Genomic DNA, 15,503 nt, shown 5'->3' with positions numbered 1-15,503 from the left:
ATGACAAAACAGTTAGCACAAAAGCTACTTTTAGTAATGGCACTAACATTCAGTGCCTTTTCCTTTTCACAGACAACAGCTGACATTCCTATAGGTGATGCTACAGAATATATCATAGGTGATATTGCTGTTACTGGAGCTAAAAGTTATAACGAGAACACGGTAATTGCATTTACAGGCTTGCGCAAGGGCGATAAGATTTTTGTACCAGGTGAACGTCTAAGCTCTGTCGTAAAAAAATTATGGGAGCTAAAGCTTTTTAGTGATATACGAGTCTTTGCAACCGGTATTAAGGGAGATCCCAGCGACGATATTATTGACACTATCAATTTAGAATTCAATATTACTGAGGTTCCTACACTTGAAGAGATCAAAGTAGAAGGCCTGAGTAAGAACCGTACTAAAGATCTTTTGAAAGAATTGAATCTTTCTAAGGGAGCTAAAGCAAATGAAAACCTAGTAACTACAACCCGCAACTTTGTAGAAAAGAAATACAAGGATAAAGGTTTTATAAATGCAGATGCACTCGTGCGTGTGCGTGAAGTAAACGACACCTTAGGCAACAATCTGGTAGATATGAATATCGTACTGGATAAAGGAGAAAAGGTAAAAATTTCTGACATTACGTTTGAGGGTAACGAGCAAGTAGATGATAAGAAGTTGCGTAAAGCGATGAAGAATACAAAGAGGAAGAATTTCTTCAACGTTTTGAAAAGGTCAAAATACGTGGAGGACAAATTCCAGGAAGATCTAATATCCGTCGTTAACAGCTACAAGGAAAAAGGTTTTAGGGATGCGCGTATTATATCTGATACGTTGATCAATGTGGATGAAAAAACTATCGCTTTGAATATTAAAGTGGAGGAAGGAAACAAATATTACTTTGGGGATATTAAATTTATTGGGAATACAGCATACTCAGACAGGGATCTTCAAACAATTCTAAAATTCCAAAAAGGAGATGTCTACAATGGAGTAGCGTTTGATAAGCAAGTTGCAGACCCGGCAGATCCAGATGCACGAAGTTTAGAAAACCAATACCAGAATAACGGTTATTTGTTCTCTAGAATCAACGCCGTTGAAACTCGTGTTCAAAACGATACTATTGATTTTGAAATACGTATTGTTGAAGATAATGTGGCGTATTTTAATAATATCACGGTTAAAGGTAATGTGCGTACTAACGATCACGTAATCTACCGCAACATTAGATCAAACCCGGGAGAGAAATATTCTAAGGCAGCCATTATTAATTCGATTCGGGAATTAGGGCAACTAGGATTTTTCAATGCAGAGAAAATTGATCCACGTATTTTAAACCCTTCCCAGCAAGAAGGAACGGTGGATGTTGAATATACATTAGAAGAAGCAGGAGCCAGCCAGATTGAATTGCAAGGTGGTTATGGTGGTGGTGGTTTTGTGGGAACGCTAGGGTTGAAATTTAATAACTTCTCTCTTAGAAATATTTTCAATAAAGATGCCTATCAGCCGGTTCCACAGGGAGATGGACAGACACTTGCGTTGAGAGCACAGGCAAGTACGATTTTCCGAACCTACTCCTTAAACTTTACAGAACCATGGTTGGGCGGTAAAAAACCAGTATCCTTCAACGTCTCTCTTTCTCGTAGTGAGCAGTTTCGTGTAGATCCACGTGACTTTAGACAAGTGGACAGAGATCAGCGATTTGTTATCACAGGAGCAACTATAGGGTTAGCCAAAAGACTGGAATGGCCAGATCCATACTTCCAGTTTTCACAAGCATTATCGTTCCAGCATTATAACCTTAAAAACTATAGAACCAGCCTATTTAACTTTCCTAACGGGTATTCAAACAACATAGCTTATACGGTAGGATTAGTAAGGGATGATGTAGGAGTGAATCCTATATTTCCAACTTATGGATCTAAATTTTCATTGACTGCAAAAATGACCTTACCCTATTCATTATGGAATGGAGTGGACTATGAAAACCTTGAAAATGATCCAAATTTCCGTACCAACGGAAGACCTGATTTAGCAAAAATTGACCAAGAGCGTTTTAAATTTTTGGAATATTATAAGATCAAATTTGACGGTACCTGGTACACGCAGCTTTATGATAAACTAATACTGCAGACTAAAACAGAATTTGGATTTTTGGGAGCCTATGATAACAAGCGTGGCCTTGTTCCTTTTGAACGATTCTTTGTAGGTGGTGATGGACTAGGGTCCTTCTCACTGGATGGTCGCGACATTATTAGAATGCGTGGGTATGATCAAAATGCACTTACCACAACTTCAGACGGTGATACAGTTTACAATAAATTCTCTCTCGAGGCACGTTATCCCATCACTTTAGAGCAGGCGGCATCCATATATGTACTAACATTTGCAGAGGCTGCTGGATCGTACGATACTTTTAGGAGTTATAATCCGTTTGATGTACAGCGATCTGCAGGTGCAGGTCTGCGGGTATTCATGCCGGCATTTGGATTGTTGGGAATCGATTTTGGTTATGGATTTGATCCAGCGCCTTTAGCAAATACCATAGATCCTAGTGGATGGCAGATACACTTTATAATCGGCCAGCAGTTTTAAGATGGCACGATTATTTCTTTAAATCAAGTGGTTATGAAAAACAGGATTTCGATTTTATTGATGTTGACGTTGCTTTGTTTCGCTTTCGCGAAAGCGCAAAGAGGAATACGAGTAGGTTATGTCGATATGAATTACATCCTGGAAAGCGTTCCTGAATACCAGAAAGCGTCAGACCAGCTGGAACAAAGAATGCAGTCGTGGAAAGTAGAGATTGAGAAAATGGAGTCCGAAATAGGACAGATGGAAAGTTCTTTAAAAAATGAACGTGTTTTATTGACTAAGGAACTGGTAGAAGAGCGGGAAGAGGAAATTAGTATCAAACGCGAACAGTTAAGTACGTATCAACAAAAAAGATTTGGTGCCGAAGGAGATTTTATCAAGCAAAAGCAGCAATTGATTCAACCTGTCCAAGATCAGGTTTTCAATGAAATGCAAAAGATAGGTCAACAGAAGAAATACGACATCATTCTGGAAAGATCTGAGGTGACTATGTTATACAGCGATGATCGTCACGATTTGAGTGATGATGTATTGAGAGCCATAGGGCGCACAGGAAAAGCAAACGATCGCGCAGAGGCTAGAGGTTTAGGAAAAACAGCTCCAGTAAAAGAGATGGTTTTGGATGAGCCGTACATGTCTGTGCAGGAAGCAGCAGATGATGCTGCAGTTGATCGCATCAAACAGGAAGCCGCAGATAGTAGACAAGCGATTAGAGCAGAAAAAATCAGGGTGCGAGACAGCATTAAGGAAGCAAGAGCAAGAGCTTATAAAGAGCGTCGTGATCAAATGATCAAAGAACGCGCGCGTAAGAAGGATAGCGTGCTTCAGGCCAGGAAAGATGCTAGAGAGGGAAATAAGAACAATCCTCCAGGAGGGAATTAAAACTCTAGAACTCATTATATTTGCAACCCGTAAGAAATAAAAAATAAGAACAACTGAAAATGAAACAAGTGAAAAATATTATCATCGCAGCCACTTTCCTATTAATGGGAACTATCGCTTTTGCTCAATCTACAAGTTCTAAGGTTTGTCACATAGCCTCACAGGAACTAGTAGAATCATTGCCTAAAGCAAAAGCTGCCGAAAAGCAATTGAGAAACTTTGCTAAGACTTATGAAGCTCAATTGGTAGAAATGGACAAGTCATTACAGAGTAAGGCACAGCAAGCACAGCAAAATGCCCCTAATCGTTCTGATGAGGAAAATCAACGCATTCTTGCTCAAATTCAAGATGATCGTAAGAAAATTGAAGATTTTTATACAAAATCACAAGAATCTCTTTCCCAAAAAAGAACAGATCTTTTAAAGCCAGTTTACAACCAGGCTCGTGAAGCAATCTTCAAAGTAGCTCGTGCAAAAGGTTTTGATTATGTTCTTGATTCAACTACTGGAACAGGATTGATCATGGCAGATGGTTATGATTTAATGCCAGATGTAAAAAAAGAATTAGGTATTCAGTAAGCTGTATTTCCTAAATATATTAGAAACCGTCCCTACGTTGTGGGGGCGGTTTTTTTTTGACTAAATTCAAGCTTTTAAACGGTGCAATTTGAGTAAAGCAGCTTTGGGTTTTTTTGATAGTGGTGTGGGTGGCACCTCCGTATGGAAGGAGGTCATCGATCTATTGCCGTATGAAAACACCATCTATCTAGCCGATTCAAAAAATGCGCCCTACGGGATTAAATCTCCAGACGAGATCATCGCTTTAAGTATAAAAAATACGGAATTCCTTATTTCAAAAGGTTGTAAGCTCATCGCTATACCCTGCAACACGGCAACGACAAACGCCATTGATTATTTACGCTCTAAATATAGTATCCCACTCATAGGAATTGAACCAGCCATCAAACCGGCAGCCTTACAGTCTGATACTAAGAAAATAGGTATCCTCGCTACCAAGGGGACATTGTCCAGTCAGCTTTTTAAGACGACTCAAGAAAAATTCAGTCAAGATATCGATACTATTGAAGTCGTGGGTACCGGTATTGTAGAGCTTATAGAGGCTGGAAAAACCAACACTGTAGAAATGAAAACCTTGTTGAGAAGGATAGTAGAACCCTTCATGATTTCTGGTATAGATTACCTCGTTTTGGGATGCAGTCATTATCCATACATCAAACATTTATTAGAAACTTTGCTTCCTAAAAACGTGCGCATAATTGATTCGGGAGCTGCAGTGGCAAGACAGTTACTAGTAACCTTGCAACAAAGCAAATTACTTAATGAGGATGGTAAACTGGGCCATCACCAGTTGTATTCTAATGCTAATTGTACCACATTAAAGGAAATTGTGGGTGTCGTTGAAAACATGACGATCGAGCACCTGGACTTTTAAAAACACACCATAAGATGTTGAAAAGAAGATGTGCAGCGACTCTAGCATCGCAGGCTTAAACCGTATTTTTATAGATCATTAAAATCCATTAACTATTGAGTTCCCAAGGTAAAAAGGTCACGCCTTTGATGCAGCAGTATAATAAGATCAAAACAAAGTATCCTGATGCTTTGCTGCTTTTCCGTGTGGGGGATTTTTATGAAACATTTGGTGCAGATGCCGTCAAAACGGCTCGCATTCTTAACATTGTTTTGACTAATAGAAATAATGGAGGTGAGCGCACAGAGCTTGCAGGTTTCCCCCATCATTCTCTCAATACTTACTTGCCTAAGCTGGTCCGCGCTGGGGAACGCGTGGCAATTTGTGATCAATTAGAAGACCCTAAGCAGACAAAGAACATCGTAAAGCGTGGTGTGACAGAATTGATAACGCCAGGAGTATCGCTTAATGATGAAGTGCTCAGTTCCAGATCTAATAATTTTCTGGCAGCCTTATCGCTTTCGCGGAATGTGTATGCCGTTGCCTTTCTGGATATTTCCACAGGCGAATTTCTAATCAGCCAAGGAACTAAAGAAGAAGCCGATAAATTGTTGCAAAATTTCAACCCTAGCGAAGTCTTGGTTTCCCGAAGTGATAAAAAGGAGTTGGCTCAGGATTTTCCATACGACTTGCCCTTCTTTTATCTTGAGGACTGGGTTTTTCAAATAGATTATGCCAGGGAAAGTCTTCTGAAACATTTCAAAGTGAATTCCCTAAAAGGTTATGGCGTTGACAAACTGGATCAAGCATTGATTTCAGCAGGTGCCATCCTTCATTATCTAGCCGAAACCCAACACCACCAGATCGATCATGTGGCAACTATAGCGCGGATTGAGGACGACAGCTTTGTGTGGATGGATCGATTCACGGTGCGTAATCTAGAATTGTATCAAGCCTTAAGTACAGGAGCGGTTACGTTAATTGATGTAATCGATCAGACCACCACACCTATGGGGGCAAGGTTGCTAAAACGATGGATGGCCTTTCCATTAAAAAACGCGGAACAAATAAACAAGCGCCACGATGTTGTTGCTTATTTCAAAACCGAATCGCAAATCAGGGAAAAGGTGAAATCTCATCTTAAGTCGATGAATGATCTAGAACGATTAGTCTCTAAGGTTGCTGTAGGTAAAATTTGTCCACGCGAGGTCATTCAATTGAAGAATAGCTTGCAGGCTATTGCTCCTATCAAAGAAATGACAATGGATGCAGGAGATACATCCTTACAGACTTTGGGCGAAAGCCTAAACAAATGCACACAGCTCATAGAAGTAATTGAAGAGCGATTAGATGAGGATGCACCGGTCAATCTTTTAAAGGGTAAAACAATTGCCGAAGGTTTTCACGAAGAACTGGATGAATTGCGTGGTCTTGCGACGACAGGAAAGGATTATTTAGATAAAATGCTGGACCGTCACAGTAAGGAAACCGGAATTTCCAGCTTAAAAATTTCCAGCAATAATGTTTTTGGATATTATATTGAAGTCCGCAATTCCCATAAAGATAAAGTGCCAGAAAGCTGGACCCGCAAACAAACATTGGTAAATGCTGAGCGTTATATTACCGAAGAATTAAAGGAATACGAAGGAAAAATACTGGGTGCTGAAGAACGAATTCATGCGTTGCAACAAGAACTTTTTGAGCAGGTAGTAAAAGAAATAATCCCTTTTATAAAACCCATCCAGAATAATGCACATTTGATAGGGCAATTAGACTGTTTGATTTCTTTTGCAGATCATGCGGTTTCATCAAATTACACAAGACCAGAATTATTAGATACGGATGAACTAATCATTAAAGGCGGTCGTCATCCCGTGATTGAAAAAATGTTACCGGCAGATCAGCCCTACATTCCTAATGATGTGCAGCTGGATCGTGATGAGCAGCAGATCATCATGATTACAGGACCCAACATGAGCGGTAAGAGCGCGATTTTAAGACAAACTGCATTAATAGTACTTCTTGCACAAATGGGAAGCTTTGTCCCAGCAGATACGGTTAAAATGGGAATCGTGGATAAAATATTTACTAGAGTAGGTGCCAGCGATAATATTTCCCAAGGTGAATCTACGTTTATGACTGAAATGAACGAGAGCGCCAGCATTTTGAATAATGTGAGTGACCGCAGTTTGATCTTGCTTGATGAGATAGGCCGCGGGACGAGTACTTATGATGGAATTTCCATTGCGTGGGCAATTACAGAATACCTGCATGAGCATCCATTTAAGGCCAAAACCTTATTTGCCACCCATTACCACGAGCTTAATGAAATGACAGAGCAATTTCCACGTATTAAGAATTTCAATGTCGAAGTGAAGGAATTAAAGGATAAAGTACTTTTCATGCGCAAGCTTATTCCCGGTGGTAGCCATCATAGTTTTGGAATACACGTGGCCAAGATGGCTGGAATGCCACAACAGGTCATTCACAAAGCAGAAAAAATATTAAAAACGCTAGAGAAATCACACCAGCGCGAGGATTCAAGAGCAGCAATGAAAGCAGCACAAGATCAAGAGATGCAGTTGAGTTTTTTCAATTTAGATGATCCACTACTGGAAGAAGTGCGCAATGAGATCATACAAGTGGATATAAACACCCTTACTCCAGTGGAAGCTTTAATGAAATTAAACGAGATCAAACGCATGCTGGTAGGGACCGATAAATCAAGATGATAATTTTACGTTTTTTCCTTTGTGGAATAGGGAAAGTTATTAAATTTGCAACCGCTTTGAAATTTAAGATTCTGGCAAACGTTCTTAATTTAGTAAGAGTAAACAATGCGAAAGTAGCTCAGCGGTAGAGCATCACCTTGCCAAGGTGGGGGTCGCGGGTTCAATCCCCGTCTTTCGCTCTTTTTTAATACCAATTTTAAGTGTCGCTGACATTTAAGCTCGAGTGGTGGAATTGGTAGACACGTTGGACTTAAAATCCAATGGGTAGTAATGCCCGTACGGGTTCAAGTCCCGTCTCGAGTACCATGAATCCTGATAATCATTTGATTATCAGGATTTTTTGTTTTATGAACTTTGTCAATTTTACGGTTTTTGTACGGTAAAATCAATTAGGGGAATTCTTGAGTTTAAATAAAGATTGATTCTCATAACAAAAAAATGCAACCCTGAAGCTGCATTGATTTAATAAATGGTTGACGACTAGTTATCGTCAGCACCAGTTTGTTCATCGTTGATTTCTTCATCAACGTTGTCTCCTATTTGCTCAATCTCATCACCTACTTGCTCTAGGTTGTCTTCAGTATCTTCAGCAGCAGATTCAATGGCGTCTTCTGCCTTTTCACCTGTGGATTCTCTACAGGCTGTGGTACCGATTAGTAAGCCGAATAACATCATGCTTAAAACTAACTTCTTCATAATTTTGGTTTTACAATGAAGCTTCAAAGGTAAATAATTTATGGATTTGTGCGCTATTTATTCAATCAGGCTACTTTTTCACTCAAGTATTTCCAGTAACGCTTCGGTACGTGCTGTAGGTGAAGCTTCATATTCTTGCGTGATTCAATGTTTGTACTTTTGAAATATTGATTCCAGAGATCCCTGTAATTGTTTTCGCTTTCGCGAAAGCTGCCCGTCACCAGTTGAGTGGAAGAACCAGCCTTATTGACAATACCTTTTTTTGCGGTAGGATCCTTAAAATTGATGGTCACTTCCACGACATTTTCTAGGTCATAAGAAATACCGAAGTCTCTTTTCAGATCATAAATCACCCATTTCTGGTCAGCATAGCGGTTTTTGAAATGTTGGGCTATCAGTGGTAATACGTTGAAATCTGGTTCACAGTTCGCATAATACAAATCTTCATCGATTAAGTGAAACCGTATAAATGCTTCCATACGATGCTTTTCACGACCTACCATTTTGGCAGCCTGAGAGATCTTTAGAATGGTAGTGTTGCCATAGTCACCAGAAGGCGCCTTGCCCGCTGCAAAGGTTTGCTGGCAATACTGGTATAAGGTGTTTTCTATTCCCAGAATCTCACTTAGGAATGCTTTATAGAACTCCATCATGTCTTGTTTAGAACTTAATTCGTTCATCCGGTTCAGGACTCTTTGAGCTTTTTCAGGTTCGGTGATAATTTCATGGGCTTCGCCAAAAAGACTATCCTGCTGCTGTGCCGGTGCCTGGATGATTGGATTCTTGACTTTATGCTGATAAATAGTGAAAATGGTCGTCATTAAACCATCAAAAGTGCCATCATATTGTAAAACGCGTTCCATTAGAAAAGACTTAATTGGTTTGTAAAATTCTTGCTGTATTTACTGCTGCCCGATAATAAAATCTGATTCTTTATCTGTATTCCGGTCAAATCACGCCTTTCAAACTCCCTAGAATCACAGGTGATAAAATATTTAGATCTATTGATAGAAATACCAATAGCTTTTAAGTGTTCCCAATTCAGTTTTCTGAATCGGCGGGCGCTTAGAATCTTCCCGACAGATTTCATCCCAACTCCGGGAATGCGAGCGAGAATCCTTTTTTCAGCTCTGTTGATATCTACTGGAAATTGATCAAGGTTGCGCAGCGCCCAAGAAAGCTTAGGATCAATATCCATGTCCAGGTTTTGATATTCATCATTTAGGATTTCGCGAACATCAAAACCATAGAATCGCAGTAACCAATCGGTTTGATAGAGTCGGTTCTCCCGCATCATCGGAACTTCTGTTCCTATTGCAGGTAATCTGGAATCATCTGCCACAGGAATATAACCCGAATAATACACTCGTTTCATCTGGAATTTATTGTAGAAAAAATTAGCACTATACATGATATCCCGATCGCTCTCACCGGTGGCGCCCACGATCATTTGTGTGCTTTGGCCAGCTGGAGCATAAATAGGAGTGCTGCGTATCAATTTCTTTTCAGATTGATAGAGATCAATGGCGTTTTTAACCGCTTTCATAGGCTGGATAAAATCCTTATGATCTTTATCTGGAGCGAGTAGTTTTAATCCAGCCTTTGTAGGAATCTCGATATTAACTGAAAGTCGGTCTGCATATAATCCAGCTTGTTGCATGAGCTCATCGCTAGCACCAGGTATGGATTTGAGATGGATATAGCCATTGAAGTTTTCTTCTTCCCTCAGCTTTTTTGCCACTCGAATAAGCCGCTCCATGGTAGCATCGGGACTTTTAAAAATCCCAGAACTTAAAAACAGACCTTCGATATAATTGCGCCTATAAAAATTGATGGTAAGATCAACTACTTCCTGTACCGTAAAAGCAGCGCGCTTTATATCGTTGGATTTCCGCGTTACACAATAGGCACAGTCAAAAATGCAGACGTTCGTCAACAAGATTTTAAGCAGTGACACGCAACGACCATCCTCTGTATAACTGTGGCAAATACCCATCCCGTCAGAATCTCCCAGTCCTTTATTCTTGTTTTTCCGCTTGCTGCCGCTGCTGCTGCAACTCACGTCATACTTTGCCGCATCTGCGAGAATTTCTAATTTCTCCTTAATTCGTTCGTAGTTCATATATCTTTCAATTTGTCAATCCGTCGCAGGACGGCTTCGCCTTTCAGCATTTGAATTATGTTTTAACTCCTCTATCGTCAATCCGTCGCAGGGCGCCACCAATTCTAAGCTTATCAAATCCTGCTATTCAAACTCACCGTCAATCCGTCGCAGAACGGCTCCGCCTTTCAGCACTCCAATTTTATTCAATATTCCCACCGTCGTGCCACTGCACAGCGGTACCGTTTCTCGGTATTTCAAATCCCCATCATTCCCGCACTTTTCCAGGTTTTCTTCCCGCCCCTGGCTGGTGCACCTCATGCTGCTGTGGCAATTCTGGTTTGCGATGTCCGTTCCCATTTCCCATACGTCTGTCCCGCAAACTGGCCTGTTTTTCCAACCGTTGCATCGTCTGCGGGTTCTCCTCTGAATATCGCGGGTCTGTGATATAATCTGCTTTTTCCATTTGCTGCACCTCAATGGAATAGAAATCAAATTCCTCTACTACCTTACCGTACACGGCATAAATACCGCTTCCGCGAAAAGTGATGCGAGCAGCCACCGGTGGAAACATTACGGTATCAAAAAAATGACCATCACGATCCAGAAAAGTGCCGAATTGCATGCGCTTCCCATTACCGGTATGCGTTGTTTTTACATTCACCACATAACCATAAATCAAGATCATGTTGTTGAGGTATTCCTTCAAATTTTTACGGGTATTGTTACTGCGCGGCGGTCGGGTCAATAAATCAAAATGCGAACACAGTGGAAAACCTAAAAGTTCCATCTGCTCAAAAGCCAATTCCTGCATCGTTGTAACAAGTCTCGGGATGGTGGCTTCCCGATGTTTGGGGACGAACAATTGTTTTTGTAAGGATTTTTTAGGAGTCTTATCCATTTTAAAATGTGCCTGCCACAACAACTCATACCGATCCATTCCCGTAAAGCGGAAAGCATTAATACGGATCAAAATGGAGATCTGGTCAATGCTTATCAATACCCGATTTATAAAATCTTCCAAAGATGTAAAATCACCATCACGCCACCGGGCTTCCACCACGAGAGCCATTGCTTTTTGTTCCAGTTCTTTGAGATAACTATACCCCAGGTAAATGGTTGTTCCCTTAATGGAATTTGCAATATCACTATTGTTGATACAGGGTGCTTCAATGGTAGCTCCACACATTCTTGCCTCGTGGACATATAATTCTGGACGGTAAAATCCACCTCCATTGTTGAGTGTGGCGGTCATGTATTCCAGCGGAAAATATCGTTTCAAGTACAGGCTCTGATAACTTTCCACTGCATATGAGGCGCTGTGACCTTTCGCGAAAGCGTAACCTGCAAAACTTTTAATTTGATTCCATATCTCCTGAGATTCTGCGGGATCATGACCTTCATTAATACAGTTTTGGAAGTATTTATCCTCTACTTTCTGGAATTCGTCTCGAGACCTATATTTACCACTCATACCACGTCTCAATACGTCTGCCTCGCCCAGGTCGAGCTTTGCATAATGGTGCGCCACTTTAATCACATCCTCCTGATAGACCATGATCCCGTAAGTTTCTGGCATGATGCTTTGCATGATGGGGTGCGCCTCTGCACGTTTTTCAGGATGGCGGGTACGCAGGATAAACTCGCGCATCATACCACTTTGCGCCACGCCTGGACGGATCACAGAACTTGCTGCCACCAGACCTATATAATCATTAGTGGCAAGTTTGCTCAACAACATGCGCATAGCGGGTGATTCAATATAAAAACAGCCTATGCACTTTGCTTGTGAGATCATGGCATTGATGCTCTCATCTTTCATAAAATCTTTAGTGCCACTACGTACGTCTGCAATTTTAGCATCTGGCTGGTTGATCTTCACCAGTTGAATGGCATCACGAATTTTCCCCAGGCCGCGTTGCGCGAGAATGTCAAACTTGTGAATACCGGCATCCTCTGCAATATGCATGTCAAATTGTACGGTGGGAAAACCTTTGGGTGGCAAACTGGTAGCACTGTAATAATGAATGGGTCGTTCTGTGATCAGAATCCCACCGGCATGAATACTGGTATAATTAGGAACGTTTTTAAGCCATAAACTATACCGCAGCACCAGTCGATGCATATGGTCTAGGCTGTGTTCATCAAAATTTCCCGTGGTAAGTTTGTCAATATCTGCTTTGGGAAGACCGAAAACCTTCCCCAATTCCCGGATAACGGCGCGGTATTGAAAGGTGTTGTAGGTTCCTAATAACGCTACATTTGCCCGATTTCCAAAACGGTTAAAAATAAACCAAGTCACATCTTCCCGATCATCCCAAGAAAAATCAAGGTCAAAATCTGGTGGACTCGTGCGGTAATCATTAATAAACCGCTCAAAATAAAGGTCTAGTTCAATAGGATCCACTTCTGTAATTTGAAGGAGATAGGCAAGGATGCTATTTGCACCGCTACCGCGTCCTACATAGAAATATCCTTTATCACGCGCATATTTACAGATTTCCCAATTGATTAAAAAGTAGGCAACAAAACCTTTATTTGCAACGGTGGTGATTTCTTTTAAAATACGCTCTTGAACGTCTTTGCTGGATTTCCCATACCGCAATGGTATGCCCTCTTGAGCTAATGTTTTTAGCAATTCAAGATCAGCGGCAGCATTGTCTGGCTCCTCCCGGTGGTAGGTTTTTTGGTTGGCATTAAGTAATGATTTGTCATAATCAAAACTGATACTGCACTGCTCCAGCAGTCTTTTAGTGTTTTTGAGAATAAAGGAATAATCGGCAAAGGCATTTTGAAGATCTGTAACGGGAATCATTTGATTCTCTATATCACCCTGCTGTTCTACGGGTAGCTGACTCAGCAAAATGTTGAGATCGATGCAGCGCAGCAATCGGTGTGCATTGAAATCCTTTTTGCTTCTAAAAGTAACCGGTTGAAGTATGACCAGCTTATCCTTGAATTTCAGATATTCCGTAAATGGGAGTTTGCGTAGTGCAGCTATGGAAATGCCTATGAACTCGCTTTTGCGAAAACTAGTTTTCTTCAATTCCATTACTTTTTTCAGCGGATAGATAACGAAGACATCTTTAAAATCTGGTGCGGCATCTGGCAACGGAATCTTATTATGTAGGTGTTGTGATAGGTGAACGTTTAATTCTTGAAAACCGGCATTATTTTTTGCTAGACCTACATACAGCTGCTGGTGATCGCGGCGAAAATCTACACCTATTACAGGTTTTTGAGGTTTATTTTCTAATAACCGCACAAAATTCAAACAAGCACTGGTGTTATTGATATCTGTCAAAACAATCGTTTCTAGACCATTTTCTACAGCAAGATCAATCAGCACTTCTTCTTTGAAGGTGCCATATCGCATCGAGTAGTATGTGTGGTTGTTTAAATACATGTTTTGTTTTAAATCTCAAATCCCAAATCCCAAAACTGCCAATTATTGATTTGCTGTCGCAAATCGCTATTGTCTATTGCTGATTTTTTTATTTTTCCAATAATTAACAAATCTCAAATCTCAAATCTCAAATCTGCCAATTGTCTGAAATTGATTTCTTTCTGAAAATCGTAATTGATTATTATCGGTTTTTTAGTTTCCCGCATCTCTCTAAAAATTCATCTCTTTAAATCACCTCACCCCAACCCCTCTCCAGCGGAGAGGGAGTTGTATTGCGTTCGTTTATAAATTCCTTCTGCCGATTATCGTGTTTTCTCCTAATGAGCTTATATCTAAATTTTAACTCCTAAACTGTTCTCGACTGCGCTCGAACTGATATTTTCTGATAACTGATAACTGATAACTGATAACTGATAACCCGATCACTGTTTCCTATGTGCAAGAACTACCGGCGGCAAACCATTAAATGGATTGGTCATCCTGCCTATGGTTTTTGCACCTAATCCGGAAGCTCTAACCACGCTACGGTCGCCGTATTTCTCTCTCATTTTATCCAAAGCATTGTAAAGATTCAGTGCGTTTTCTGTATCATCAAACAGATTGATCTGATAATTCCCACTGACCAAATGTGAAAATCTGATGCCTATCAATCGAACTAGCAATCTGCGGTTGTACAATCGCTCAAAAATTTCTAGAATCTTAGGAATCAATATGTGATCTGCACTGCAAAAGGGAATACGCAACTGTTTAGAATACGTATTGAAATCGGAGTATTTAATTTTTACGTTGATGCAAGCTGTGAGTTTATCGCCGCGCCTTAACTGGAATGCAAGATTTTCTGTCATGGCAATAAGAATGGATTTCAGTTTTGCCACATCAATGGTGTCTTTATCAAAAGTGCGTTCTGTGCTAATGGACTTGCGCTCATTAAATGCGATCACGGGTCTATTATCTAAACCTTGGGCACGACGCCAGATCATACTTCCATTTTTCCCTAAAACCCGGATCATCATATCTTCCTGCATTTCCTGGATGGTGCGTATTTGCCGTACCCCTAAATGACGCAAGGTCTGATAGGTTTTATCGCCCACTTGCGGAATTTTCTTTATAGAAAGCGGAGCCATAAATTCTTTTTCGTGACCCGTATCAATCATAAGTTGGGCATTGGGTTTTGCCTCGCCAGTCGCAATTTTAGAAACTACTTTGTTGACGGATAAACCGAAAGAGATAGGCAAGCCGGTTTCTTTTATGATCTTATTCCGTATTTCAGAAGCCAACTTATAACATCCATAAAACCGATCCATTCCCGTGAGATCTGCGTAGAATTCATCAATGCTGGATTTTTCAAAAAGTGGAGTTTCTTGCTTGATGATTTCTGTTACCTCGTCAGAATGTTTAGAGTAGGTGCCGGCATTGCCTCTTATCACAATGGCTTCTGGACACAACTGCCTTGCTAGTTTCATGGACATGCCACTATGAACTCCAAAACCTCTGGTTTCATAACTGCAGGCAGCGACAACCCCACGGTCACTTGTGCCGCCTACCAACAGTGGTTTGTTTCTAAGACGGGAATCCATCTTACGTTCCACAGAGACATAAAATGTATCTAAATCCAGATGTATGATTTGCTTTTCCATGTGATATTATTTTCCTTCTTGCCTATTAGTTTGTGAATGGA

Annotated in this window: 10 protein-coding genes and 2 tRNA genes; 7 read left to right on the top strand and 5 right to left on the bottom strand. The window is 40.6% G+C overall.

The genetic code is table 11. The features are described 5' to 3' along the window. The 7 genes from bamA to IQ282_RS08235 all read left to right on the top strand — a co-directional run bounded on the left by bamA (nt 1) and on the right by IQ282_RS08235 (nt 7,928). Nucleotides 1–2,577, top strand: a complete 2,577-nt coding sequence (bamA, locus tag IQ282_RS08265) for an outer membrane protein assembly factor BamA (RefSeq protein WP_194851394.1) — start codon at nt 1–3, stop codon at nt 2,575–2,577. Nucleotides 2,578–2,610: 33 nt separating this feature from the next. Continuing rightward, entirely contained in the window at nt 2,611–3,459 is an 849-nt protein-coding gene (locus IQ282_RS08260; protein ID WP_194851393.1) for an OmpH family outer membrane protein, read from the top strand. A gap of 59 nt (nt 3,460–3,518) precedes the next feature. Beyond that, entirely contained in the window at nt 3,519–4,037 is a 519-nt protein-coding gene (locus IQ282_RS08255) for an OmpH family outer membrane protein (protein ID WP_194851392.1), read from the top strand. A gap of 88 nt (nt 4,038–4,125) precedes the next feature. Beyond that, on the top strand, nt 4,126–4,911 hold the full coding sequence (murI, locus tag IQ282_RS08250) for a glutamate racemase (RefSeq protein ID WP_194851391.1): 786 nt from the start codon (nt 4,126–4,128) through the stop codon (nt 4,909–4,911). Between the two features lie 128 nt (nt 4,912–5,039). After that, nucleotides 5,040–7,622 carry a DNA mismatch repair protein MutS gene (mutS, locus tag IQ282_RS08245; RefSeq protein ID WP_194851390.1) on the top strand — a complete coding sequence of 861 codons (2,583 nt, stop codon included), beginning with the start codon at nt 5,040–5,042 and terminating at the stop codon, nt 7,620–7,622. A 107-nt stretch (nt 7,623–7,729) separates the two neighbouring features. Beyond that, nucleotides 7,730–7,801 (top strand) — tRNA-Gly (locus tag IQ282_RS08240). A gap of 38 nt (nt 7,802–7,839) precedes the next feature. After that, a tRNA-Leu gene (locus IQ282_RS08235) sits at nt 7,840–7,928 on the top strand. 174 nt (nt 7,929–8,102) lie between these two features. Here the strand turns inward: IQ282_RS08235 and IQ282_RS08230 are convergent. The 5 genes from IQ282_RS08230 to dinB all read right to left on the bottom strand — a co-directional run bounded on the left by IQ282_RS08230 (nt 8,103) and on the right by dinB (nt 15,462). Continuing rightward, a complete protein-coding gene (locus IQ282_RS08230; protein WP_194851389.1) occupies nt 8,103–8,318 on the bottom strand; it encodes a hypothetical protein in 216 nt (71 codons plus the stop codon). Nucleotides 8,319–8,383: 65 nt separating this feature from the next. Continuing rightward, complete coding sequence (locus IQ282_RS08225) at nt 8,384–9,181, bottom strand: TIGR03915 family putative DNA repair protein (protein ID WP_194851388.1); 798 nt, start codon at nt 9,179–9,181, stop codon at nt 8,384–8,386. Then, the gene (locus tag IQ282_RS08220; protein ID WP_194851387.1) at nt 9,181–10,440 is read right to left on the bottom strand and encodes a putative DNA modification/repair radical SAM protein; all 1,260 of its coding nucleotides are present in this window, start codon (nt 10,438–10,440) and stop codon (nt 9,181–9,183) included. The genes IQ282_RS08225 and IQ282_RS08220 overlap by 1 nt, the downstream gene beginning before the upstream one ends. Before the next feature lie 247 nt (nt 10,441–10,687). Further along, the gene (locus IQ282_RS08215; RefSeq protein WP_194851386.1) at nt 10,688–13,825 is read right to left on the bottom strand and encodes a DNA polymerase III subunit alpha; all 3,138 of its coding nucleotides are present in this window, start codon (nt 13,823–13,825) and stop codon (nt 10,688–10,690) included. Nucleotides 13,826–14,247: 422 nt separating this feature from the next. Continuing rightward, nucleotides 14,248–15,462, bottom strand: a complete 1,215-nt coding sequence (dinB, locus tag IQ282_RS08210) for a DNA polymerase IV (RefSeq protein ID WP_194851385.1) — start codon at nt 15,460–15,462, stop codon at nt 14,248–14,250. Nucleotides 15,463–15,503 lie beyond the last annotated feature (41 nt).

It is taken from the genome of Nonlabens antarcticus (genome assembly GCF_015356755.1).
GTDB classification, from domain to species: domain Bacteria; phylum Bacteroidota; class Bacteroidia; order Flavobacteriales; family Flavobacteriaceae; genus Nonlabens; species Nonlabens antarcticus.
Note: the sequence above shows the minus strand (reverse complement) of the source record. Positions and strands in the feature narration are given on the sequence as shown.

What these genes read in the sequence shown, in the direction of transcription:
- bamA (WP_194851394.1), top strand. Translation starts at nt 1, where the DNA reads ATGACAAAACAGTTAGCACAAAAGCTACTTTTAGTAATGGCACTAACA.
- IQ282_RS08260 (WP_194851393.1), top strand. Translation starts at nt 2,611, where the DNA reads ATGAAAAACAGGATTTCGATTTTATTGATGTTGACGTTGCTTTGTTTC.
- IQ282_RS08255 (WP_194851392.1), top strand. Translation starts at nt 3,519, where the DNA reads ATGAAACAAGTGAAAAATATTATCATCGCAGCCACTTTCCTATTAATG.
- mutS (WP_194851390.1), top strand. Translation starts at nt 5,040, where the DNA reads ATGCAGCAGTATAATAAGATCAAAACAAAGTATCCTGATGCTTTGCTG.
- IQ282_RS08230 (WP_194851389.1), bottom strand. Translation starts at nt 8,318, where the DNA reads ATGAAGAAGTTAGTTTTAAGCATGATGTTATTCGGCTTACTAATCGGT.
- IQ282_RS08225 (WP_194851388.1), bottom strand. Translation starts at nt 9,181, where the DNA reads ATGGAACGCGTTTTACAATATGATGGCACTTTTGATGGTTTAATGACG.
- IQ282_RS08220 (WP_194851387.1), bottom strand. Translation starts at nt 10,440, where the DNA reads ATGAACTACGAACGAATTAAGGAGAAATTAGAAATTCTCGCAGATGCG.
- IQ282_RS08215 (WP_194851386.1), bottom strand. Translation starts at nt 13,825, where the DNA reads ATGTATTTAAACAACCACACATACTACTCGATGCGATATGGCACCTTC.
- dinB (WP_194851385.1), bottom strand. Translation starts at nt 15,462, where the DNA reads ATGGAAAAGCAAATCATACATCTGGATTTAGATACATTTTATGTCTCT.